Source organism: Streptomyces liliiviolaceus, assembly GCF_018070025.1.
GTDB lineage: Bacteria > Actinomycetota > Actinomycetes > Streptomycetales > Streptomycetaceae > Streptomyces > Streptomyces liliiviolaceus.
Genome location: NZ_JAGPYQ010000001.1, coordinates 2044275 through 2067529, shown reverse-complemented (window position 1 = coordinate 2067529; position 23255 = coordinate 2044275). Strand labels below are relative to the sequence as shown.

18 protein-coding genes are annotated in these 23255 nt (G+C 71.5%); 5 read left to right on the top strand and 13 right to left on the bottom strand.

Annotation, left to right across the window (positions count from 1 at the left end; translation table 11 throughout):
- Window positions 1-261: 261 nt before the first annotated feature.
- A complete protein-coding gene (locus tag J8N05_RS09065; protein WP_210881911.1) occupies window positions 262-4881 on the top strand; it encodes an FtsK/SpoIIIE domain-containing protein in 4620 nt (1539 codons plus the stop codon).
- Window positions 4882-4966: 85 nt separating this feature from the next.
- Here J8N05_RS09065 and J8N05_RS09060 read toward each other — a convergent pair whose 3' ends face one another.
- Complete coding sequence (locus J8N05_RS09060; RefSeq protein WP_210881910.1) at window positions 4967-6766, bottom strand: serine/threonine-protein kinase; 1800 nt, start codon at window positions 6764-6766, stop codon at window positions 4967-4969.
- A gap of 149 nt (window positions 6767-6915) precedes the next feature.
- Entirely contained in the window at window positions 6916-7797 is an 882-nt protein-coding gene (locus tag J8N05_RS09055) for a menaquinone biosynthetic enzyme MqnA/MqnD family protein (RefSeq protein ID WP_210881909.1), read from the bottom strand.
- Window positions 7798-8168: 371 nt separating this feature from the next.
- Between J8N05_RS09055 and J8N05_RS09050 the strand changes: the two genes are divergently transcribed.
- Entirely contained in the window at window positions 8169-8372 is a 204-nt protein-coding gene (locus J8N05_RS09050) for a cold-shock protein (protein WP_033319512.1), read from the top strand.
- Window positions 8373-8508: 136 nt separating this feature from the next.
- On the opposite strand, the gene J8N05_RS09045 is transcribed toward J8N05_RS09050, so the two are convergent.
- Together J8N05_RS09045 and J8N05_RS09040 are read right to left on the bottom strand one after the other, a co-directional pair.
- Entirely contained in the window at window positions 8509-10425 is a 1917-nt protein-coding gene (locus J8N05_RS09045; protein ID WP_210881908.1) for an AMP-dependent synthetase/ligase, read from the bottom strand.
- 223 nt (window positions 10426-10648) lie between these two features.
- The gene (locus tag J8N05_RS09040) at window positions 10649-11920 is read right to left on the bottom strand and encodes an acetyl-CoA C-acetyltransferase (RefSeq protein ID WP_210890093.1); all 1272 of its coding nucleotides are present in this window, start codon (window positions 11918-11920) and stop codon (window positions 10649-10651) included.
- 267 nt (window positions 11921-12187) lie between these two features.
- Here J8N05_RS09040 and J8N05_RS09035 point away from each other — a divergent pair, with 267 nt between their 5' ends.
- Both J8N05_RS09035 and J8N05_RS09030 read left to right on the top strand, forming a co-directional pair.
- Window positions 12188-13528: a 3-oxoacyl-ACP reductase gene (locus J8N05_RS09035; RefSeq protein ID WP_210881907.1), complete on the top strand. Its 1341-nt coding sequence runs from the start codon at window positions 12188-12190 to the stop codon at window positions 13526-13528.
- Window positions 13529-13903: 375 nt separating this feature from the next.
- Window positions 13904-14800, top strand: coding sequence for a MaoC/PaaZ C-terminal domain-containing protein (locus J8N05_RS09030; RefSeq protein ID WP_210881906.1), 897 nt, complete (start codon window positions 13904-13906; stop codon window positions 14798-14800).
- Here J8N05_RS09030 and J8N05_RS09025 read toward each other — a convergent pair whose 3' ends face one another.
- The 4 genes from J8N05_RS09025 to J8N05_RS09010 all read right to left on the bottom strand — a co-directional run bounded on the left by J8N05_RS09025 (window position 14801) and on the right by J8N05_RS09010 (window position 17249).
- Complete coding sequence (locus tag J8N05_RS09025; RefSeq protein WP_210881905.1) at window positions 14801-15475, bottom strand: TetR/AcrR family transcriptional regulator; 675 nt, start codon at window positions 15473-15475, stop codon at window positions 14801-14803.
- A gap of 83 nt (window positions 15476-15558) precedes the next feature.
- A complete protein-coding gene (locus J8N05_RS09020) occupies window positions 15559-15921 on the bottom strand; it encodes a DUF4229 domain-containing protein (protein ID WP_210881904.1) in 363 nt (120 codons plus the stop codon).
- A 92-nt stretch (window positions 15922-16013) separates the two neighbouring features.
- Window positions 16014-16547, bottom strand: a complete 534-nt coding sequence (locus tag J8N05_RS09015) for a GNAT family N-acetyltransferase (protein WP_210881903.1) — start codon at window positions 16545-16547, stop codon at window positions 16014-16016.
- A gap of 117 nt (window positions 16548-16664) precedes the next feature.
- Window positions 16665-17249, bottom strand: a complete 585-nt coding sequence (locus J8N05_RS09010; protein WP_210881902.1) for a hypothetical protein — start codon at window positions 17247-17249, stop codon at window positions 16665-16667.
- 128 nt (window positions 17250-17377) lie between these two features.
- Between J8N05_RS09010 and J8N05_RS09005 the strand changes: the two genes are divergently transcribed.
- Complete coding sequence (locus tag J8N05_RS09005) at window positions 17378-17968, top strand: TetR/AcrR family transcriptional regulator (RefSeq protein ID WP_210881901.1); 591 nt, start codon at window positions 17378-17380, stop codon at window positions 17966-17968.
- 228 nt (window positions 17969-18196) lie between these two features.
- Here the strand turns inward: J8N05_RS09005 and mqnE are convergent, their stop codons facing one another.
- The 5 genes from mqnE to J8N05_RS08980 all read right to left on the bottom strand — a co-directional run bounded on the left by mqnE (window position 18197) and on the right by J8N05_RS08980 (window position 23154).
- The gene (gene mqnE, locus J8N05_RS09000; protein ID WP_210881900.1) at window positions 18197-19360 is read right to left on the bottom strand and encodes an aminofutalosine synthase MqnE; all 1164 of its coding nucleotides are present in this window, start codon (window positions 19358-19360) and stop codon (window positions 18197-18199) included.
- A 64-nt stretch (window positions 19361-19424) separates the two neighbouring features.
- On the bottom strand, window positions 19425-19883 hold the full coding sequence (locus J8N05_RS08995; RefSeq protein ID WP_210881899.1) for an Lrp/AsnC family transcriptional regulator: 459 nt from the start codon (window positions 19881-19883) through the stop codon (window positions 19425-19427).
- 82 nt (window positions 19884-19965) lie between these two features.
- Window positions 19966-20640 (bottom strand): UbiX family flavin prenyltransferase, encoded by a 675-nt coding sequence (locus tag J8N05_RS08990; RefSeq protein WP_107020869.1) that lies wholly within the window; start codon window positions 20638-20640, stop codon window positions 19966-19968.
- Window positions 20641-20794: 154 nt separating this feature from the next.
- On the bottom strand, window positions 20795-21697 hold the full coding sequence (mqnP, locus tag J8N05_RS08985) for a menaquinone biosynthesis prenyltransferase MqnP (protein ID WP_210881898.1): 903 nt from the start codon (window positions 21695-21697) through the stop codon (window positions 20795-20797).
- Window positions 21694-23154 (bottom strand): menaquinone biosynthesis decarboxylase, encoded by a 1461-nt coding sequence (locus J8N05_RS08980; RefSeq protein WP_210881897.1) that lies wholly within the window; start codon window positions 23152-23154, stop codon window positions 21694-21696. Before J8N05_RS08980 ends, mqnP begins: the two co-directional genes overlap by 4 nt.
- Window positions 23155-23255: the final 101 nt, after the last annotated feature.

Sequence of the window (23255 nt, the reverse complement as noted above, 5' to 3'; positions counted from 1 at the left end):
CGAAACAACTCGACTTGCCGCAGGGCCAACCCCCGTGGCTCCCGTTGCGGATGATGCGATCGTCCGCTGAGCATGCAGCTTACGCAGGACGCTTGCAGCAGCACACCCCGGTTCCGGCAAGAGCCTTCAGGGAACCGGCACATACGCCGTTGCCTGTGGGAAGGGTGGAGCGGATATCGTCACGGGTCAGTACGCGGGTCAGTGCACGGGGCGGTATTCGGCAGCCCCGAGCTGGCAGCAGGGGTATACGGGAGGACGATCGTGCGCCTGACTCTGACCGTCGTCGATCCGCTCGGCGGCGCCAGCGCCGACGTGGTGCTCGACGCGGATCCTGAGTCCTCCATGGGGGACATAGCGAAGGAGCTGGCCTCACACGTCGGCTACAGCGGTGGGGCCCAGATCATCCCCATCGGCCAGCAGCACGGGACGCCCCCGGCCGGCGGCGGCTCGCCGATCGTCTACGTCGACGGCCATCCCGTCGACCCGGGCGCCACCGTCGGGACCTCCGCACTGCGCGAAGGCGCCGTCGTCAGCCTGTACGACCCCGCCGGCTGCCTGCCCGGCGAGCCGACCGGGCTCGTCGAACTGCGCGTGGCGAGCGGGCCCACCGCGGGCGCCGTGCACCGGCTCGGCATCGGGCGGTACGACATCGGCAGCGGCCCCGCCTCCTCCATCCGCGTCGACGACCCCGAGCTGGCCGCGCGAGCGCTCACGTTGTCAGTTGCAACGGACGGAACCTGCCAGGTCGCCCTCCACGGGGAGGACAAGGGGAACATCACCCTCGACGGTGAGCCCCTTGAGGAGAAGGACGGGAAGACCAAGACCGACTGGCCTCTCGGCGCTCAGATCGCCGTCGGCAACACCCTCTTCGAGCTCGACCGCTACTCCCCGCCGAACGCCGCCCTGAAGTGGTCCGAGGACGGCACCGGCCTCGACTACAACCGGCCGCCCCGGCTCCAGCCCCCCGAGCGCCAGACCCGGTTCAAGCTGCCGGCGAAGCCACGTGACTTCGAGGCCCGGCCGCTGCCCTGGCTGATGGCGGTGACCCCGCTCGTCGGCGCCGTCGTGGCCGTGATGATCTTCGGGCGCTGGTACTACCTGATCATGGCGTTGCTGAGCCCGGTCATCCTGTTCGGCAACTACTTCATGGACAAGAAGCACGGGCGCAAGTCCCATGCGAAGCAGGTCAAGGAGTACAAGGAGCACAAGGAGCGGATCGAGAAGGACGCCCAGGACGCCCTCCTCGACGAACGCCTCGACCGACGGCAGGCCGTGCCCGACCCGGCCTCCGTGCTGTCGCTGAGCACCGGCCCTCGCACCCGCCTGTGGGAACGGCGCCGCACCGACGCCGACCATCTGCTCCTCAGGGTCGGCACGGGCCAGCTGCCCTCCGAGGTCGTGCTCGACGACCCCGAGCAGGACGACCACAAGCGCGAGGTCACCTGGCAGATCGAGGACGCCCCCGTCGCCGTACCGCTGCGCGAACGCGGTGTCGTCGGCATCGCGGGACCCGGCGACTCGGCGCAGGCGATCGGGCGGTGGATCGTCGCGCAGAGCGCCGTCCTGCACAGCCCCCTCGACGTCCAGTTCTACGTCCTCACCGAGAACAGCGCCCAGCAGACCTGGGACTGGGTCCGGTGGCTGCCGCACTCCCGGCCCTCCGGCGCCCAGGACACCAACGTCCTGATCGGTACGGACGCCGAGACCGTCGGCGCCCGCATCGGCGAGCTGACCCAGCTCCTCGACGCCCGCCAGAAGGCGGCCAAGGAGAACGGCCGCCAGACCAACTTCACCGACCCGGACATCGTCGTCGTCTGGGACGGCTCCCGCCGTCTGCGGTCCATGCCCGGCGTCGTACGGCTGCTGCGCGAGGGCCCCGCCGTCAGCATGTACGCGATCTGCCTGGACGCGGAGGAGCGGTTCCTGCCCGGCGAGTGCCAGGCCATCGTCATCGCCGAACCGAAGCCCAGGGAACGGGAGAAGTCGCAGGACCGCGGCGCCTCCGGGGGCGTCCCGGCCGCCCCGGCCGGCCTCGGCTATCAGGCGGGCCCAGGTGGCTTCCCCTCCTTCCAGGCCTGGCACACCGCCGAGGCCGACGACCGGCAGGAGGGCGAGGAGAAGCCGCTCGAACTGCGGCTGCGCGTCGAGCAGACAGGCACCGCCCGGGTCAGGAACGTACGGCCGGACTTCGTGTCGTCCGCCTGGTGCGCGCGCCTGTCCCGCGCCCTGTCCCCCATCCGGGACATCAGCGGCGAGACGGAGGACTCGGCGCTGCCCGGCTCCAGCCGGCTGCTCGACGTCCTCCAGCTGGAGCCGCCGACGAGCGACGCGGTCGCCGCACGCTGGCGCATGGGCGGGCAGTCGACGATGGCCGTCGTCGGTGAGTCGTACGACGGACCCTTCGGCATCGACATCCGGCGGGACGGGCCGCACGGCCTGATCGCCGGTACGACCGGTTCCGGAAAGTCGGAGCTGCTGCAGACCATCGTGGCGGCCCTCGCCGTGGCCAACACGCCGGAGAACATGACGTTCGTCCTCGTCGACTACAAGGGCGGCGCGGCCTTCAAGGACTGCGTCAACCTGCCGCACACCGTCGGCATGGTCACCGACCTCGACGCCCACCTCGTCGAGCGCGCGCTGGAGTCCCTCGGCGCCGAACTGCACCGCCGCGAGCACATCCTGGCGGCCGCCGACGCCAAGGACATCGAGGACTACCAGGACCTCGTACGCCGGGAGCCGTCCCACCGGCCGCTGCCGCGTCTGCTCATCGTCATCGACGAGTTCGCCTCGATGGTGCGCGATCTGCCCGACTTCGTGACGGGGCTCGTCAACATCGCTCAGCGGGGCCGTTCGCTCGGCATCCACCTGCTGCTCGCCACCCAGCGGCCGAGCGGTGTCGTCTCCCCTGAGATCCGCGCCAACACCAACCTCCGTATCGCGCTGCGCGTCACGGACGGCGGCGAGTCGAGCGACGTCATCGACTCCCCCGAGGCCGGACACATCTCCAAGAACACGCCCGGCCGCGCGTACGTCCGGCTCGGCCACGCCTCGCTCGTGCCCTTCCAGTCCGGACGGGTCGGCGGCCGGCGGCCCGGAGCCGCCGACCCCCGGCTCCTCGCGCCCTGGGCGGGCCCGCTGGAGTGGGCGGACCTGGGACGGGCCGCGCTGGTCAAGCCCAAGGTCGAGGCGCGGGAGGAAGAGGAGATCACCGACCTCAAGGTGCTCGTCGACGCCGTCCGGGACGCCAACCGCTCGCTCGGCATCCCCTCGCAGCACAGCCCCTGGCTGCCCGCGCTCTCCGAGACGCTGCTGCTCGACGAGGTCGAGGTGCCCGCCGCCGCGGCGCTCGCACCGGGGAAGCTCCCCCCGGCCCCGTACGGCGTCGAGGACATCCCCGCCGACCAGGCCCGCCGCCCTGTCGTCGTCGACTTCTCCTCCTTCGGGCATCTCATCGTGGGCGGCGCGCCCCGCAGCGGCCGTTCGCAGATCCTGCGGACCCTGGCCGGCTCGATCGCCCGTACGCACTCCTCGGCGGACGTGCACCTCTACGGCATCGACTGCGGCAACGGCGCCCTCAACGCCCTGACGCGGCTGCCGCACTGCGGAGCCGTCGTCGCGCGCAACCAGACGGAGCGGGCCGTACGGCTGATCACCCGCCTCAAGGGCGAGCTGACCCGGCGTCAGGACCTGCTGTCCGACAAGGGGTTCGCCGACATCGGCGAACAGCGGGCGTCCGTCACCGAGGAGGAGCGGCTGCCGCACGTCGTCGTGCTGCTCGACCGGTGGGAGGGCTGGCTGCCGACGCTCGGCGAGTACAACCACGGTGAGCTGACCGACGAGTTGCAGACGATGATGCGCGAGGGCGCGAGCGTCGGCATCCACCTCGTCGTCACCGGTGACCGGCAGGTGCTGCTCGGCCGGATGGCCTCGCTCACCGAGGAGAAGTACGGTCTGCGGCTCGCCGACCGTTCCGACTTCACGATGCTCGGCATCAACGCGCGCAAGGTGCCGGAGGAGATCCCGCCCGGCCGCGGCTTCAAGAACGAGTCGGCCATCGAGACGCAGTTCGCGCTGCTCTCCGACGACGTGAGCGGTCAGGGGCAGGCCGCCGCGCTCGCCACGATCGGTGAGGCGGCCACGGCCCGGGACACCGAAGTGCCGCGTGCGCGACGGCCGTTCAGGGTGGACTCGCTGCCCTCCCGGATCGGTTTCGCCGAGGCCTGGGAGATGCGGGATCCGGCGGTCGCCCGGTCCAGGCTGTGGGGTCTGGCGGGCATCGGCGGCGACGACATCATGGCGTTCGGCCCGGACCTCTCACAGGGCGTACCGACGTTCGTCGTCGCGGGCCCGGCGAAGTCCGGCCGCAGCACGGCCCTGTTGAACCTCGCCCGCTCGTACCTCCTCCAGGGCGTACGGCTCGTCATCGCGGCCCCGCGCCCGTCCCCGCTGCGCGAACTCGACGGCCAGGACGGCGTGTTGAAGGTCTTCACCGACGACGACATCGAGAGCGACGACTTCAACGAGGCGATCGAGTCGGCGAGCCCCGAGGAGCCCGTCGTGCTCATCGTCGACGACGGCGAGGTCCTGGAGGACGCGGACTGCGAGCGCGAGCTGAAGCGGCTCGTCCAGCGCGGCGCCGACCGCGGCCTCGCGCTGGTCATCGGCGGTGACGAGGAGGAGGTGTGCAGCGGCTTCTCCGGCTGGCAGGTCGAGGCCAAGAAGGGCCGCCGCGGCCTGCTGCTCTCCCCGCAGGACTCCGGCGCCGGTGAACTGATCGGCATCCGGACGACCCGCAGCATGGTCGGCGGCCCGGTCACCCCCGGCAAGGGCATGCTGCACCTGGGCAACGGCGAGACGATCACGGTCACCGTGCCGCTGTAGACGACGGGTGGCCGGAGACGGCGGTGGGCCGGAGGGGTGTCGCACAGGACACCGCTCCGGCCCACCGCCGTTTCAGCCGCCCCCGCTACCCCACCTTCGACATCCGAGCCACCGGATCGCCCGCGTCCGCGTTGTCCGTCTCGTAGCGCAGGTCGTCGCCGACCGGGATCAGGCGGACCTCGTGGCGGCCCGTCGTGCACTCGGACGTGGTGGACGGCTTGGCCACGCTCGTGGCGATCAGCTGTCCGGCCGCCACCTTCTTGAGGTAGAGGTCGGTGTCGCAGGTGCCGCCGATGAGGTCGGTCTGGCGGAACGTGCCGAGCCGGTCGCCCTTCGCCGCCTGGCCGACCGTCACCCGGAACGTGCCCATGGGGAGTTTCCCGTCGAGGGCGTAGCCGTCGCCTTCCCAGGTGCCGAGGTACGACGTCGGGATCGCGCCCTCACCGGTGGTGGGGCTGCCGCTGGGGCCGGCGCTGCGCCCGGCCGAGGGCCCGGCGCTGGCCGTGGGCGGTGTCCCGGCGGGCCCCGCGTCGCTGGTGTCGTCCGAGCCGCTGCCCGGCAGCAGGTCGAACACGAACACCGAGCCGAACGTCACCGCCGCCAGCGCACCGGCCACCGCGAGCGCGACCGTGCAGCTCAGCCTGCGTCCCCGGCCGCCCGCCCCCGGCACGGAGGTCGCGGCCACACTGACGGACACCTTGCCGGGAGCGGCGGCGGGAGCGGGGGCGTCCCGCGGCTCCGGTACGTACGTGGAGGCGGCGCCCGGGTACGGGGTGTGCGGCCCGTTGTGGGAACCGGGGACGTAAGGCGAGTACGGGGAGGGCGAGGGCGAGTAGGACGCGTACGAGGGGTCCGGCGGGCCGAAGACCCCAGGCACCTCGGGTGCCTCGGGTGCCCCGGCCGCCGAAGGACCGTCCTCCGAAGCGCTGTCCACCGAAGGCCTGCTGAAGTCCACCACCCCCGAAGGCGCCCCCTCCGCCGCCCCCTCCGCCACCTCCAGGTTCAGCAGGCGTACGGCGCTGCGGCTGACCTGTTCCACCAAGGGGCCCGGCAGCCATCCCGCCGCCACCAGCCGGGCCGCGCCCTGAGGGGCCAGTGCGGTCGCGAGGTCCGCCGGGGAGGGGCGGGCCGACGGGTCCTTGGCGAGGCAGCCGGCCACCGTCTCCCGCAACGCGCCGGACAGCGCGCCCAGTTCGGGCTCCTCGTGGACCACCTTGTAGAGCAGTGCGGCCGAGGAGTCGCCGGGGAACGGGGACGAGCCCGTCGCCGCGTACGCCAGCACCGCGCCGAGGGAGAAGACGTCGGCCGCGCCGGTGACACCCTTGCCGAGGATCTGCTCGGGCGACATGTAGCCGGGCGAGCCGATGGAGACGCCCGTCGAGGTGAGGGACGCCGTGCCGTCGGTCGCGCGGGCGATGCCGAAGTCGATGAGGAGGGGGCCGTCGAGGGTCAGCAGCACGTTCGACGGTTTGACGTCGCGGTGGACCAGGCCCAGGCCGTGCACGGCGGTCAGCGCCTCGGCGAGGCCGGCGCCGAGGACGCGTACCGAGTGGTCCGCGAGGGCGCCGTTGTCGGTGACCGCGGCGGTCAGTGTGGGGCCGGCGGCGTAACCGGTCGCCACCCACGGGATCCGGGCGTCCGGGTCGGCGTCCAGGACCGGGGCCGTGTACGCGCCGCCCACCCGCCGCGCCGCCTCCACCTCGCGGCGGAACCGGGCGCGGAACTCCTCGTCGAGCGCGAAATGCGGGTGCACGATCTTGACCGCGACGGTACGGCCGCCCGCGCTGCGGCCCAGATAGACGCGGCCCATCCCGCCGGAGCCGAGCCGGCCGAGCAGCCGGTAGGGCCCCACCACCGTGGGTTCATCGACATCGAGCGGCCGCATGCGCCCGCACCTCCCCCGTCCCCCGTGGACCCATGGCCCCGTAAACCCGTGTGCGTCTGTCCGTCGTCCCCGGGTGTCGTCCCCCGGACGAGCCGCACGCACTCCTGCAGGGTAGTGCCGCACGCCCCGCGCACTCAGGGCCAGGCAGCTCAGGGCTCCAGCAGGTCGACCTTCACGTCCGCCGGGAAACCGGTCGTCGGCCCGACCCGGCGTGCGAACTCCGTGACCGCCTCCAGCTGCGGTGCGCCGAAGCGGAAGTCGAGCGTCGTGAAGTAGCGCTCCAGGACCTTCTCGTCGAAGGCCTCCCAGCGGGCCGCCTGCTCGGCGACCTTGCCGACCTCCTCCAGCGACAGGTCGCGGGAGGCGAGGAAGGCCTCGTGCACCTTGCGGGTGAGGACCGGCTCGCGCTCCAGGTAGTCGCGGCGGGCGGCCCAGACCGCGAAGACGAAGGGCAGCCCCGTCCACTCCTTCCAGAGGGCGCCGAGGTCGTGCACCTGGAGGCCGTAGCGCGGGCCGTCCAGCAGATTGGCGCGCAGAGCGGCGTCGCCGATCAGCACCGCCGCGTCGGCCTCCTGCATCATCAGGCTGAGGTCGGGCGGGCAGGTGTAGTAGGACGGCTCGACGCCGTACCGCTCGGACAGGAGGAGCTGCGCGAGGCGTACGGACGTGCGCGAGGTCGAGCCGAGGGCGACCCGGGCGCCGTCGAGCTCGTCCAGGGGGACCTGGGAGACGATCACGCAGGACATCACGGGGCCGTCGCAGCCGACCGCGATGTCGGGGAAGGCGACCAGCTCGTCGGCGTGCTTGAGGAACTCGACGAGGGTGATGGGCCCGATGTCGAGATCGCCCCGCACGAGCTGCTCGCTGAGCTTCTCCGGGGTGTCCTTGGTGAGCTCGAAGTCGAGCAGCGTGCCCGTCCTCGCGAGCCCCCAGTACAGGGGCAGGCAGTTCAGGAACTGGATGTGGCCGACGCGCGGCCGTGAGCGGCGGGCGTCGGGACGCCCCTCGGGAGACTCAGGAGAATTGTCCACATCGCGAGGCTAGCCCCCATGCGGTACGGTGCAGGATCCAGGGTGCCCGAGTGGAGTACGAAACCGCTTCAACCTCCCGTGTCAACCCCTGTGACACCGAGTGATACCGCTACGTCAGCCCCTTTGGCGGACCCGCCAAACTTCCGGGTGACGTGATCTTGCCCTCTATTGCTTTCGGCTGCCCTCCTGGGTAAGGTCGTCCGCAAGTTGCAGTTTGGTTTCCCTTGCAGTACAGAGCCTGCGGAGCATGTGACCGCGGGCTCTCGTCGTTTTCAGACGAATGCGGTTGTTTACAAGGTTTTGTTCACAAGCTTTTGTTTACACCTTGCAGGTTCTGGAGCAGGGCAACCCTTTGGGCCCAAGGAGGGCTTATGGCTACCGGAACCGTGAAGTGGTTCAACGCCGAAAAGGGCTTTGGTTTCATCGCCCAGGAAGGCGGCGGCCCGGACGTCTTCGTCCACTACTCCGCGATCAACGCGAGCGGATTCCGCTCCCTCGAAGAGAACCAGGCGGTTACCTTCGACGTGACCCAGGGTCCGAAGGGCCCGCAGGCGGAGAACGTCACCCCCGTCTGATCCTTCGGCTGAGTCCGGGCTCCGCGAGCCCGGCACTCTGATCCGGAACTAGAAGCAAGACCCAAGGAGCCCCACACCGTCAGGTGAAGGGGCTCCTGCCTTTTTCCCCCGCGCTCCCCCGTTTCCTCCCTGCCGGCTACTCGCTGCCGAGTGCCCCGTCGTACATCGTCTCGATCTCCCCGGCGAACTCCCGGGTCACCACCGCCCGGCGCAGTTTCATCGTCGGGGTCAGATGGCCGGCCGTCTCCGTGAAGTTGAGGGGCAGGACGGTGAAGCGGCGGATCGATTCCGCGCGGGAGACCAGGCGGTTGGCGTCGTCGATCGCCCGCTGCAGGACGGTGAGCAGATCGGGGTCGGTGACCAGCGTGGCCGGCGGGACCTCCGCCCTGCCGGTCATCCGGCACCAGTGGGCCATGCCCTCGCCGTCCAGGGTGACCAGCGCGGTGATGTACGGGCGGTTGTCGCCGATGACGACGCACTGGCTGATGAGGGGATGCGCGCGGAGCCAGTCCTCCAGCGGCGCGGGCGCGACGTTCTTGCCGCTGGTGGTGATCAGGATGTCCCTCTTGCGGCCGGTGATCGTGAGGTAGCCGTCGTCGTCCAGCTCACCGATGTCGCCGGTGGCGAACCAGCCGTCCTGGGCGGCCGGGACCAGTCCGCCCGCCTGCGGGTCCCAGTAGCCGCGGAACACCTGGTTGCCGTTCAGCAGGATCTCGCCGTCCTGGGCTATCCGCACCCGGGTGCCGGGCAGCGGCCAGCCGACCGTGCCCAGACGCGGCCGGTGCGGGTAGGTGAGGGTCGCCGCGGCCGTCGTCTCGGTCAGGCCGTAGCCCTCGTACACCTGGATGCCGGCGCCCGCGTAGAAGGAGGCGAGGCGGCGGCCGAGGGGGGAGCCGCCGCAGACCACCTGGCGGACCTTGCCGCCGAGGGCCGCGCGGATACGGCGGTAGACGAGGGGGTCGTAGAGGGCGCGGGCCGCTCTGAGTTTCGCGCTCGGCCCGGAGCCGGTGCCGTGCTGCTGGGCCTCCAGCGCCTCCCCGTAGCCGCGGGCCACCCGGGCGGCGCGGTCGAAGGAGGCGGCGCGGCCCATCCTCTCGGCGGTCGCGCGGCCGCTGTTGTAGACCTTCTCCAGGACGTACGGGATGGCCAGCAGGAAGGTCGGGGCGAACCCCGCGAGGTCCGTGAGCAGTTCCTCCGTACGGATGCTCGGCGCATGGCCCAGGCGTACCCGGGCGCGCATGCAGGCGACGGCGACCATCCGGCCGAAGACGTGCGACAGCGGGAGGTAGAGGAGCGTGGACGCGGGCTCCTTGAAGGTGGACTTGAAGACGGGGTGGAGCAGTTCGACGGCGTTGTCGACCTCGGCGAAGAAGTTGCCGTGGGTCAGCGCGCAGCCCTTGGGGCGCCCGGTGGTGCCGGAGGTGTACATGACCGTCGCGAGCGAGTCGGGGCCGAGTACCCCGCGGCGTACGGCGACCTCCTGGTCGGGGACGCCCCGGCCCAGCTCGGCGAGCCGGTCCGTGTGCCCCTTCTCGAAGATCCACACGTGCTGGACGTCGGGCAGCCGGTCGCGTTCGGGGCCGAGCGCGGCGGCCTGCGACACATGCTCGACGGCGATCGCCACCGCGCCCGAGTCCTGGAGGATCCAGCGCGTCTGGAAGACGGACGAGGTCGGGTAGACGGGGACGGTCACCAGGCCCGCGGCCCACGCGGCGAAGTCCAGCAGCGTCCACTCGTACGTCGTACGCGCCATGATCGCGAGCCGGTCGCCGGGCATCAGGCCCTCGGCGATCAGCCCCTTGGCGACGGCGAGCACCTGGTCGGCGAACTCGGCCGCCGTGACGTCCTGCCAGCGGCCGTCGGGGCCCTTGCGGCTGAGCACCGGGTCGTTCGGCACCTGGTCCGCGTTGTCGAACGGGATGTCCGCGAGCGAGCCGTGTGTCACGGGCAGGATCAGCGGCGGGACCGAGACCTCTCGTACGACCCCGTCCAGCCGCCTGACCTCGGGTTCCGGTAGTGCGGGCTGGGGGCGGGATGAGGGATCGCGGGACACGGGCGGCTCCTTACTCTCGTACTGCTCCCATTACGGACCCGTGAAGGGGCAGGTTCACCCTGGAAACTGGGGGGCTTGTGTGCACAAGAGTGAGAGGTTGGTGCGCGTTCGGACGGCTGTTCATCTTTTGCCGAAGGTGTGGGCATGGAGGGGCGTCGCACGGGGGCTGGGCGCACGGGGGCGGGGCGCGCGAATCGCGCGGAGGGTCGCGCGCCCCGCCTGGTCACGGGCGTTCGAGGATCGCCGTCACGCCCTGGCCGCCCGCCGCGCAGATCGAGATCAGGCCGCGGCCGGGGCCCTGCCGCTCCGCGAGCAGCTTCGCCAGGGTCGCCACGATCCTCGCCCCGGTGGCCGCGAAGGGGTGGCCGGTCGCCAGTGACGAGCCCGCCACGTTGAGCCGGGCCCGGTCGACCTGGCCGAGACCCTGCTTCTCCCAGGCCGCCAGGGTGGCGAGCACCTGCGACGCGAACGCCTCGTGCACCTCGACGAAGTCGAAGTCGTCGAGGCCGAGTCCGACCCGTTCCAGCATGCGCGGCACCGCGTGGGCAGGCGCCATGAGCAGCCCGTCCGCGCCGCCGGCCACGTCCCCCGCCACGAAGTCGACGGCCGCCGTCTCGTACGCCGTCAGGTACGCGAGAGGAGTCAGGCCGCGCCCCGCAGCCCACGCGTCGCTCGCGAGGAGCACGGTGGCGGCGCCGTCGGTCAGGGGCGTCGAATTACCGGCCGTCATGGTGGGGTCGGGGCCCTGGACACCGAACACGGGCTTCAGGGTGGCCAGTTTGGCGACCGTCGAGCCGGGCCGGAGGTTCTGGTCGCGCGCCAGCCCGCGGAAGGGCACGACCAGGTCGTCGAAGAAGCCGCGTTCGTAGGCGGCGGCGAGCCGCTGGTGGCTGGCCGCCGCCAGTTCGTCCTGCGCCTCGCGCGTGACGGCCAACGTCCGGGCGGTGACCGCCGCGTGCTCCCCCATCGACAGTCCGGTACGCGGCTCCGCGTTGCGCGGGATCTCCGGGACCAGGTGGCCGGGGCGGACGCGGGCGAGCGCCTTCAGCCGGGCGCCCGCCGACTTCGCGCGCCGGACCTCCAGGAGGATGCGCCGCAGCTGGTCGTTGACGCCGAGCGGGGCGTCGCTGGCCGTGTCCGCGCCGCCCGCGACGGCGGACTCGGTCTGCCCGAGCATGATCTTGTTGGCCGCCGCGACGACGGCCTGGAGGCCGGTGCCGCAGGCCTGCTGGATGTCGTACGCGGGGGTGCGGGCGTCGAGCCGTGAACCGAGCACGGTCTCGCGCGCGAGGTTGAAGTCGCGGCTGTGCTTGAGAACGGCGCCGGCCACCAACTCCCCCACCGCGCCCGGCTCTTCGAGCCCGAAACGGTCCACGAGACCGTCGAGGGCCGCAGCCAGCATCTCCTGGTTCGAGGCGGTGGCGTACGGGCCGTCGGAGCGGGCGAAGGGGATGCGCGTACCGCCGACGACCGCGACGCGGCGCGGCTCCGGCATACGGAGGGGGCCGACGGCGGAGGCGGGGGCGGGGCCAGGTGCGGGGACAGGTCCGGATCCGGCTGCGGGGACGGATCCGGATGCGGGTGCGGGGCCGACGGCGCGGAGCGGCCGGGGCTCGCGACGGGGTTCGACGGGGCTCATCTCGACCTGCTCCCTCACGGTGACGTAGCATTACCTCGGGTAACCTTACTCCAGAGTAAGCATGGGGTGGGCGCCCGCGCGAGCCTGCGCCCGAGCGCATCCGACCGAGCTGGGAGCTGAACCATGGCCGACCGCTATCTGAGCCTCACCGGCACCTCGCCCGGCCGCTTCCTGACCCGGCGGCTCGGCCTGCCCCAGCCGGCGCGGCTGAGGCGATGGAGCGCCGAACAACCCTCCCTGCAGGGCCGGTTGCTGCATCTCACGGCGGGCAAGTCCGACCTCGACCTAGCACCCGTCCTCGCCCTCGCGGGGCTGGACCTGGACCTCGTACCGGCCGGCTCGGCGCTGGACCTGAGCACGGAGAACCCGGTCGCCGTCGTCCTCGACGCCACCGGTGTCCGTGACGTCGACACCCTCTCCGAGGTCCACGCGGCGCTCCACCCCGTCGTCCGGTCGGTCGCCGACAGCGGGCGGATCGTCGTGCTCGGCTCGCCCCCGGACCCCACCGACCACCACCAGGCCGCCGTGCAGCAGGGCCTCGAAGGGTTCGTACGGTCCCTCGGCAAGGAGATCGGGCGGGGCAGGACCGTGAACCTCGTACGGCTCACGGACGCGCGCGCCGCGGAGTCGACGTTCCGGTTCCTGCTCTCGCCCCGGTCGGCGTACGTCGGCGGGCAGGTGATCGAGGTCGGCGACGGTGAGGCCGAGAAGGGGGCGCCCGCGGACTGGAGCAAGCCGCTCGCCGGGCGGACCGCGCTGGTCACCGGGGCCGCGCGCGGGATCGGCGAGGCCGTCGCCGCGACGCTCGCGCGGGACGGGGCGCGGGTGGTGTGCCTGGACGTGCCCGCCGCGGAGGCCGACCTGGCCGCGGTCGCCGGACGGCTCGGCGGGGTCGCCCTCGCGCTGGACATCACCGCGGACGACGCGGGGGCGCGGATCGCCGACGCGCTGCCCGAAGGGCTGGACGTCCTCGTCCACAACGCGGGCATCACGCGGGACCGGCGGCTGGTCAACATGCCTGCCGAGCGGTGGAGTTCGGTGCTCGACGTCAACCTCGCCAGTGTGCTGCGCACGACCGACGCGCTGCTGGCCGGCGGCACGCTGCGGCCGGGCGGGCGGGTCGTGGCGACCGCGTCCATCGCCGGGATCGCGGGGAACGCCGGCCAGACGAACTACGCGGCGTCCAAGGCGGGGATCGTGGGGCTCGTACGAGCCCTCGGGCCGCGGGCGCTGTCGGAGTACGGCGTGACCGTGAACGCCGTCGCGCCCGGCTTCATCGAGACGCGGATGACGGCCGCGGTGCCGTTGTTCATCCGTGAGGCGGGGCGGCGGATGAACTCCCTCTCCCAGGGTGGGCTGCCGGTGGATGTCGCGGAGACGACGGCGTGGTTCGCGAGTCCGGGGTCCGGGGCGGTCAATGGACAGGTGGTGCGGGTCTGTGGGCAGAGCCTGTTGGGGGCGTAACGGTGCGTTTTGTGGTGCGGGTGCGCTGTGGCTGGTCGCGCAGTTCCCCGCGCCCCTTGAAAGCCGCCGTTGTCAGGTGCGGGCCGGTGGGGGCTGATCGCGCAGTTCCTCGCGCCCCTGAAAAGCAGGCCGTTGTCGGGTGCGGGTCCGCTGTGGCTGGTTGCGCAGTTCCCCGCGCCCCTTGAATGCGCCGTTGTCGGGTGCGGGTGCGTCGTGGCTGGGCGCGCCGTTCCCCGCGCCCCTTGGCGGCGCGCCCCCTCAAGGGCGCGGCCCTTGTCTTTTAGGGGCGCGGGGAACTGCGCGGCCAGCCCCCACCGGACCGCACCCGGCGTCGATCGCTGAGCACAACCCCGTTGTGGAGGAGGAGAGTTGGAGATGGGTGACCTGGTGGATGTCGGGGACAGTGGGACCCGGACGCGGACCCTCGGGCGGTCGCCGGCGTTGTGGCCGCTGCTGGCCCGGGGAGCGGTGTTCTCCCCGTTCAAGCGGCCCCGGGCCGGGGTCACCGCGCCCCGCACCCGGCTGACCCTCCCCGGGGTCCGGGTCGACCTGGGCAGGCTCGCCGCGTACGAGCGCGCCTGCGGGTTCGGCGTGGGGGCGGACGAACTGCCCCCGACCTACCCGCACGTGCTCGGCTTCCCCGCGGCCATGCGGCTGATGAGCGCGCGCACGTTCCCCCTGCCGCTGCTCGGCCTGGTGCACACCTCCATCGGGATCACCCGGCACAGGGCGCTCACGGCCACCGGGGAGTACGAACTCACCGTGTGCGTCGACGCCCTGGTGCCCCACAGGCGCGGGACCGAGGCCGTCGTCGTGACCGAGATGCGAGCGGCCGGCGAACTCGTGTGGGAGTCACGCAGCACGTATCTGGCACGGCACGCCGTCGGGCGGCCCCCGGAAGACGGAGGCGCTGCCGGGCAGGCCACGGCGGCGGAGCCCGAGCCGCTGCCCGTGCTCGCCGAGTGGCATCTCGCGCAGGACGTCGGGCGGCGGTACGGAGCCGCGTCCGGAGACCGCAATCCGATCCATCTGCACCCCCTCACCGCCCGCATGTTCGGCTTCCCCCGGACCGTCGCGCACGGCATGTGGACCGTGGCGCGCTGCCTCGCCGAGCGCGGGACACCCCAGGCGGCCCGGGTCCGGGCGGAGTTCAAGGCGCCGGTGCTGCTGCCGGGAACGGTGTCCTACGGGGCGGGGAGCAGCCGTTTCGAGCTGCGCGGAGCCGACGGCGGCCGGCTGCACCTGACGGGGGAAGTGCTGCCGCTCACCTGATCAGGGCGCCGCGCCCTCCGGGGCGGGGGCGGTCTCCGGGGCCTCCACCCACGGCTGCCCCTCCATCAGGTCGCCCAGGCCCGCCCACGCGAAGTTCATCAGGGTCGCGGCGGCCTGCCGGGCGGAGACTCCCGGGGTGGCGTTGGCCCAGGCGGCGAGGGACTCGGCGGCGCCGACGAGGGCTTCCGCGAGGCCCGCGACCTCCCGCTCGGGCAGGGAGGGGTCACGGTGGGCCTCCCGCGCCGCGACCACGATCAGCTGGGTGACGAACGCCACGATCTCCTCGCGCATCGAGGTGATCTCGGCGGCGAAGGGCTCCCCGTGCGTACGCGCCTGACGGTGCAGCACCGCCCAGCCGTCCGGGTTCTGCGCGGTGTGGGTGAAGAACGCCCGCAGCCCTTCCCAGAGTTGGCGGTCGGCGGGCAGGTCCGGCCGGACTCCGGCGCGTACCGCCGCGGTCAGGGCGGCGGCCTCACGCCGGATGCACGCGGTGAAGAGGTCTTCCTTGCTGTTCAGGTACAGGTAGACCAACGGCTTGGACACGCCCGCCAGATCGGCGATCTCGTCCATCGAGGCGGCCCGGTAGCCCCGCTGCCCGAAGGTCCGTACGGCGGCGTCCAGCATCTGCTGTTCGCGCACGGCACGGGGCATCCGCTTGCTCTTCACTGCACCCATACAGGAAAGAGTATGTTCTGCCGACGCTCACGCCGGGGCGAGGTGCGCCCGCACCGGGGCCGGGGTACGGCCCGCCGTCGCCTTCAGGCCGTCCGGCTCCGGGCGCCGGACACGTCGCCCGCCACCTTGCCCGCCGCCTCGCTCGGCACCTCTCCGGACGTCGTGCCCGATGCCGCGTCCGCCGCCTCGTCCTCCTGGTTGCGGTTCGCCTCCAGGTTGGACTTCATGCGGTCGACGCGCTGGACGACCTGGATCGAGGCGCGGTCGCGCTCCTTGCGCAGGACCACGAAGCTGATGGGCGCCGAGACGACCAGGGCCAGCATGACGACCCACATGCCGTTCGAGTCGCCGAGGCCGCGCGGGGCGACGCCGGAGTAGACGAGGCCCCAGACGACCACGAGGCAGCCCACGAAGATCCCCAGGCGCATCAGTGTGTAGCGGAGCATCTCAATCCACTCTTCCCGTTCCGAACGTTCCCAAAGGGCACCGTCCAGTGAAGCACGGGCGCGCCGCGATCTTGTAGGGGGGTGCGCGGGCCTCAGTCGACGCGGCCCAGGGACAGCAGCATCGTGATGTCGTCCCGGCCGTCGCCCGGGGACACCCTGATCGCGTCCGGCACGCGGCCGACCTCCTTGTAGCCGCACGACTCGTAGAACCGCTCCAGGCCCTCGCCGCCCCGGCAGGTCAGCCGTATCGCCTCTATGCCGTCGAGTCCGCGGGCGGCGTCGGCGGCGGCCGTGAGCAGGTCGCGGCCGTAGCCCTTGCCCTGGTGCCTCGGGTGCACCATCACCGTGTACAGCCACAGCCAGTGCTTCATCAGGCGGTGGGTGTTGTGGGTGAGGAAGGCGGTCGCGGCGACGGTTCCGTCCTCGTCGCGGCCGACCAGGAGCCGGGTGCGGCCCTCGGCCATCGCGACGAAGTGCTTCACGAGCTCCGGCCGTACGGTCTCGCGCGAGACGGGCGGTACGAAGCCGACGGAGCCGCCCGCGTTGGACACGTCGGCCCACAGGTCGGTGATGCCGTCCCGCAGGGCGGGACCGACGGAGGGGTCGAGCTCGAACGTAAGGGCCATGCGAGCAGATTACCTATTACTCGGCCTGTGACTCAAGTGGCTGCCGTGACACAAGCCTCGCGGCCCTCCCGAACCCGTCCCGCCCCCTCACGACCCTCACGGCGGAGGCGGACGGGATCACACCCCGTCGCGGGCGCGGCCCAGACGCAGCGCGGAGGCGAGGAAGAAGACGCCGCCGAGGAAGGCGTAACCGGCGAGGTTCGACAGCGAGGCGTCGTCGCCGGCGGCCGAGGCGAAGAAGGACGAGCCGGCGAGGGTCGAGATGGCGCCGCTGACGATCATCGGCCACTGACCGCCCAGCTTCCGGCGGAGGGCGCCCGCGACGAGCTGGACGATTCCGGACAGGACCGCCCAGGCTCCCCAGACCCGCAGCACGGCCGGGATGCCGGACGTGGCGGCGACGGCGATCCCGATGACCGTGAGCGAGCTGATCGCGATGTTCACGAGCAGCACCGGAGCCGTGCCGCCGTCGGCCCGGGCGGCCCGGAGGTCGACGACCGCCGCCGCCACGTCGAACAGCGGGTACAGCACGAGCAGCGTCACGCTCACCGGCCCCAGCGTGTCGGCGGTCGCGAAGAGCAGGGCGGCCCACACCGCGGCGAAGGCGAAGCGCACGAAGTACAGCTTGCGCAGGGCCGCGGGGACGGTGGTGGGGGCGGTTGCGGCGAAGGGTGCCGCGTGGGAGTTCACGGAGGTGTCCATGGAAGTGCCTTTCAGCGAGGGCGGTACGAGAGTGAGGGAGAACGTTCGGTCCCATCACAGCTAAGAGGCAACCGGGGTCTACTGTCAAGACCGAACGTTCTACCCCTTCACCTTGATACGCTGAAGGCATGAGCAGGAACCCAGAGGGCGGCGGCGCAGGCACATCCGAAGCGCGTACGCGGCTGCTGAACACGGCGACGAGGATCTTCTACGCGGAAGGCATCCACTCGGTAGGCATCGACCGGATCACCTCGGAGGCCAAGGTGACCCGGGCCACGCTGTACCGGCACTTCGCGGGCAAGGAGGAACTCGTCCTCGCGTATCTCGACCTGGCGGACCGGGGCATCCGGGCCCAGATCGACGCGGCCCGGGCGAGCAGCGAGTCACCGGTCGAGCGGGTCCGGGCCGTGGGCAGGTCCATCACGGACGGCATCCGGTCCCCCGGGTTCCGCGGCTGCGCCTTCCTCAACGCGGCGGCCGAGTATCCCGACGCGACCCAGCCCATCCACCAGGCCGTACTGGCTCACCGGCAGTGGTTCCTGAACACGGTGACGGAGCTGCTGGCCGACACCGGCGACGAACCCGCGGAGGCGGGCGCCCGGCACCTCGTCATGCTCCGGGACGGCGCGATGGCGGCGGGCTGCCTCTTCGACCCGAACCTGATCTCGGAAACCTTCATGCAGGGCGTGGAGGGAATCATCAGAGTCCGCACCACCTGACCCACCCAGGGCCCAAGCCCCAAAGGGGCGCGGGGAACGGCGCAGTCTTTCGCTTTCAGGGGCGCGGGGAACGGCGCAATCTTTTGCCTTGAGGCGCACGGCAACGGCGCCCCAGAGGGGCGCGGGGAACGGCGCGCCCAGCCCCCACGCACCCGCAGAAGACCGCGAAAGCGAAGGGCTGGGCAGGGCAGGGGCCTGGGGGCGGCAGCCCCCAAGGTCAACAACAGCTCAAAGCCGCATGGGCTGCGGAGTCTCCCGCCGCCCCGCGTCCGCGCCTTCGTACTCGCGAATGATCTCGTACCGCGTGTTCCGCTCCACCGGCCGGAACCCCGCGTCCCGGATCAGATCGAGCAGATCCTCCCGGGTCAGCTTGTTCGGCGTGCCGTAGTTGTCGGCGTCGTGCGTGATCTTGTACTCGACGACCGACCCGTCCATGTCGTCCGCGCCGTGCTGCAGCGCGAGCTGCGCGGTCTGGACGCCGTGCATGACCCAGAAGACCTTGACGTGCGGCACGTTGTCGAAGAGCAGCCGCGAGACCGCGAAGGTCTTCAGGGCCTCCGCGCCGGTCGCCATCTGCGTACGGGCCTGGAGCCGGTTGCGTACCTTCCCGTCCTTCATGTCGACGAAGTCGTGCTGGTAGCGCAGCGGGATGAAAACCTGGAAACCGCCGGTCTCGTCCTGGAGCTCACGCAGCCGCAGGACGTGGTCGACGCGGTGGCGGGGCTCCTCGATGTGCCCGTACAGCATCGTGCACGGGGTCTTCAGACCCTTCTCGTGCGCGAGGCGGTGGATGCGCGACCAGTCCTCCCAGTGGGTGCGGTGGTCGACGATGTGCTGGCGGACCTCCCAGTCGAAGATCTCCGCGCCGCCGCCGGTGAGGGATTCGAGGCCCGCGTCGATCAGCTCGTCGAGGATCTCGGAGGCGCTGAGCCCGGAGATCGTCTCGAAGTGGTGGATCTCCGTGGCGGTGAAGGCCTTCAGGGAGACGTTCGGGAGGGCCTTCTTCAGCTCGCTGAGCGAGCGCGGGTAGTAGCGCCACGGCAGGTTCGGGTGCAGCCCGTTGACGATGTGCAGCTCGGTGAGGTTCTCGCCCTCCATCGCCTTGGCGAGCTTCACCGCCTCCTCGATGCGCATCGTGTACGCGTCCTTCTCGCCCGGCTTGCGCTGGAACGAGCAGTAGGCGCACGACGCGGTGCACACGTTCGTCATGTTGAGGTGGCGGTTGACGTTGAAGTGGACGACGTCACCGTTCTTGCGGGTGCGCACCTCGTGGGCGAGCCCGCCCAGCCAGGCCAGGTCGTCCGACTCGTAGAGCGCGATGCCGTCCTCGCGGGTCAGCCGCTCACCGGCCCGGACCTTGTCCTCCAGCTCGCGCTTGAGCCCGACGTCCATGCGTGTACCTCTCCCTGTGACCTGCGCCTATTCGTGTCAACCGCTCAACCGTACTCCGGCGCCCCTACTGCTCCTCCTCGGGCAGCTCGCCCACCCGGTTCTCCCACTTCGTGGAGAGCACGATGGTGGTACGGGTCCTGGAGACGCCCTTGGTCCCGGACAGCCGGCGGATGGTCCGCTCCAGGCCGTCCACGTCCGACGCCCGCACCTTGAGCATGTAGGAGTCGTCGCCGGCGATGAACCAGCAGTCCTCGATCTCGCCGAGGTCCTTCATCCGGCGCGCCACGTCCTCGTGGTCGGCGGCGTCGGAGAGGGAGATGCCGATGAGGGCGATGACGCCGAGTCCGAGCGAGGCCGAGTCGACCGTCGCGCGGTAGCCGGTGATCACACCGGCCGCCTCCAGGCGGTTGATGCGGTCGGTGACGCTGGGCCCCGACAGTCCGACGAGGCGTCCCAGCTCCGCGTAGGAGGCCCGGCCGTTCTCCCTGAGAGCCTGGATGAGCTGCCTGTCCACCGCGTCCATGCGATCGATAGCCTTCCGCTGAAAGTTCCTGAAGTGATGGGTGAGTACTGCAGCGTTGCTCTGTGCTCGGGTGGTGCCGTGCTCAGGTGGTGCGGGAGCCGCCGCCGAGTTCGCCCTCCCAGCGGCGGTAGAGCGTGTGCCCGACGCCCGCCGCGTCCAGCACGCGCCCGGCGACGAAGTCCACCAGGTCCTGGATGTGCGTGGCCCCCGCGTAGAACGCCGGGGAGGCCGGCAGTACGGTCGCGCCCGCGTCGTCGAGGGTCACCAGGTGACGCAGGGTCTGCCCGTTCAGCGGGGTCTCCCTGACGGCGACCACCAGCTTCCGCCGCTCCTTGAGGACGACGCTCGCGGCGCGCTGGAGCAGATCCTTGGAGAGGCCGAGCGCGACTCCGGCGACACAGGCGGTGGAGGCGGGCACGATGAGCATGCCCTTGGAAGGGTACGAGCCGGAGGACGGCCCCGCCGCCAGGTCCCCCGCGCTCCAGTGCCGTACGGCGTCGACGTCCACCGCGAACGTGCCGGGCTTGCCGTCGGCCCCCCGGCCGAGCCACTCCCGCAGGTCGTCCTGCCAGTGGGCGTCCCGGAAACTGATCCCGGTCTCGTCGAGCAGGGTGAGCCGCGAGGCCCGTGAGACGACGAGGTCGACGCTCTCACCGGCCGCGAGGAGCGCACGCAGCACGGCAGCGGCATACGGCGTTCCGGACGCGCCCGAGACCCCCACGATCCAAGGCCGACGCTCTGTTTCTCCTGCGTTCACACCTTGAGCCTACCGGCGCGACGACATCGGCCGAGCGGCAGCACGGGCCGGTCGGCGGACCCCGCCCGTGAAGCGGGGGCGGTCGGGGCCGGCCGCCGGCCGGGCGTGGCGACCGCCGCCGGACCGGTCGAGGCGGTCGGGCCCCTCGAACCGGTCAGACCGTGAGCCCCCGCACCAGCAGGTCGAGCAGCGCGCACACGAACAGCGCGATGCCGATGAATCCGTTGACCTGGAAGAACGCCCGGTTCAGCCGGGACAGGTCCGTCGGGCGGACGATCGTGTGCTCGTACAGGAACGCGCCCGCCACGATCAGCAGGCCCAGCCAGAAGAAGATCTCCGCGTCGGTGGCCAGCGCGTACCAGACCAGGAGGCCGGTCGTCACGGCGTGGCAGCCGCGCGCGCCCCAGATCGCGGCCGGGACGCCGAAGCGCGCCGGTACCGACTTCACGCCGACCTCGCGGTCCGTCCGCACGTCCTGGCAGGCGTAGATCAGGTCGAAGCCGCCGATCCAGACGCCGACCGCGAGGCCCAGGATGACGGCGTCCCACGACCACTCGCCGGTGATCGCCAGCCAGCCGCCGATCGGGCCCATCGCCTGGGCGAGACCCAGGATGGCCTGCGGGAAGTTCGTGAACCGCTTGCCGTACGGGTAGACCACCATCGGGATCACCGCGATGGGCGCCAGCGCCAGGCAGAGCGGGTTGAGCAGGGCCGCCGCGCCGAGGAAGAACACCAGGGCCACCAGCGCGCCCGTCCAGGCGTGCTTCACCGACATCGCGCCGGTGACCAGCTCCCGGTGGGCCGTACGGGGATTGCGGGCGTCGATCTCCCGGTCGATGATCCGGTTCACGGCCATCGCGAAGGTCCGCAGCCCGACCATCGCGACCGTGACGAGGAGCAGCCGGCCCCACTGGATGTTGCCGTCCGTCAGGAACATCGCCGTCAGCGCCGCGATGTACGCGAACGGCAGCGCGAAGACGGAGTGCTCGATCATGACGAGCCGCAGGAACGCCTTCGTGCGCCCGGGCTGCGGGATCGCCGCTGATGCGCTGCTCACGAGAGTCCGTACTCCTTCCAGCGGCGGTCGACCTTCGCCGCCGTATCCGGGTCCGAGAGGACCATCTCGGGCCAGCCGCCGTCGCGCGTGTAGCCCTCCTCGGGCCACTTCCGCGTGGCGTCGATGCCCGCCTTGCCACCCCAGAACTGCTGGTACGAGGCATGGTCGAGGTGGTCGACCGGGCCCTCGACCACGGTGAGGTCACGGGAGTAGTCCGTGTTGCCCAGCGCCCGCCACGCCACCTCGTGCAGGTCGTGGACGTCGCAGTCGGCGTCGACGATCACGATCAGCTTGGTCAGGGACATCATGTGGGCGCCCCAGACGGCGTGCATCACCTTCTGGGCGTGCTTCGGGTACTTCTTGTCGATCGCGACGATCGCGCAGTTGTGGAAGCCGCCCGCCTCGGGGAGGTGGTAGTCCACGATGTCCGGCACGATGATCTTGAGGAGGGGCAGGAAGAAGCGTTCCGTCGCGCGGCCCAGCGGACCGTCCTCGGTCGGCGGCCGGCCGACCACGATCGACTGGATCAGCGGGCGCTTGCGCATCGTCACGCAGTCGATGGTCAGCGCCGGGAACGGCTCCTGCGGCGTGTAGAAGCCGGTGTGGTCGCCGAAGGGGCCCTCGGGGAGCATCTCGCCCGGCTCCAGCCAGCCCTCGATGACGACCTCGGCCTGCGCGGGCACCTGGAGCGGCACCGTCTTGCAGTCGACCATCTCGATCCGCTTGCCCTGGAGGAACCCGGCGAAGAGGTACTCGTCGATGTCGCCGGGCAGCGGCGCGGTGGAGGCGTACGTCACGGCGGGCGGGCAGCCGAAGGCGATCGCGACCGGCAGCCGCTCGCCGCGGCGCGCGGCCACCTGGTAGTGGTTGCGGCTGTCCTTGTGGATCTGCCAGTGCATGCCGATGGTGCGCTTGTCGTGGCGCTGCAGGCGGTAGAGCCCGAGGTTGCGGATGCCGGACTCGGGGTCCTTGGTGTGGGTGAGCCCGAGATTGAAGAAGGACCCGCCGTCCTGCGGCCAGGTGAAGAGCGCCGGCAGCTGGTCCAGGTCGACGTCGTCGCCGGTGAGCACGACCTCCTGGACAGGGGCGTTGTCCGACTTCACCTTCTTCGGCGGTACGTGCGTCATGGCGCCGAGCTTCCCGAAGGCCTCGCGCACCCCGATGAAGCCCTGCGGCAGCTCGGGTTTCAGCAGCCCGCCGATCTTCTCGCTGATCTCGGCGTACGACTTCAGGCCGAGCGCCTTGAGCAGGCGGCGGTCCGTCCCGAAGACGTTCATCGCGAGCGGCATCGCCGAGCCGCGCACGTTCTCGAAGAGCAGCGCGGGGCCGCCCGCCTTCTGGACGCGGTCGACGATCTCCCCGACCTCCAGGTACGGGTCCACCTCGGCCTTGATGCGCTGGAGGTCGCCCTCGCGCTCCAGCGCCCGGAGCAGGGAGCGAAGATCGTCGTAAGCCATGCGTCCCAGTATCGGCTACTCGCTACGCTGGCCCTGTAAGGGGGGCCGCTCGACCGGCCTCGACGGTCATGGGTCCGTCCGGACCCGTCTCCGTACGCGTC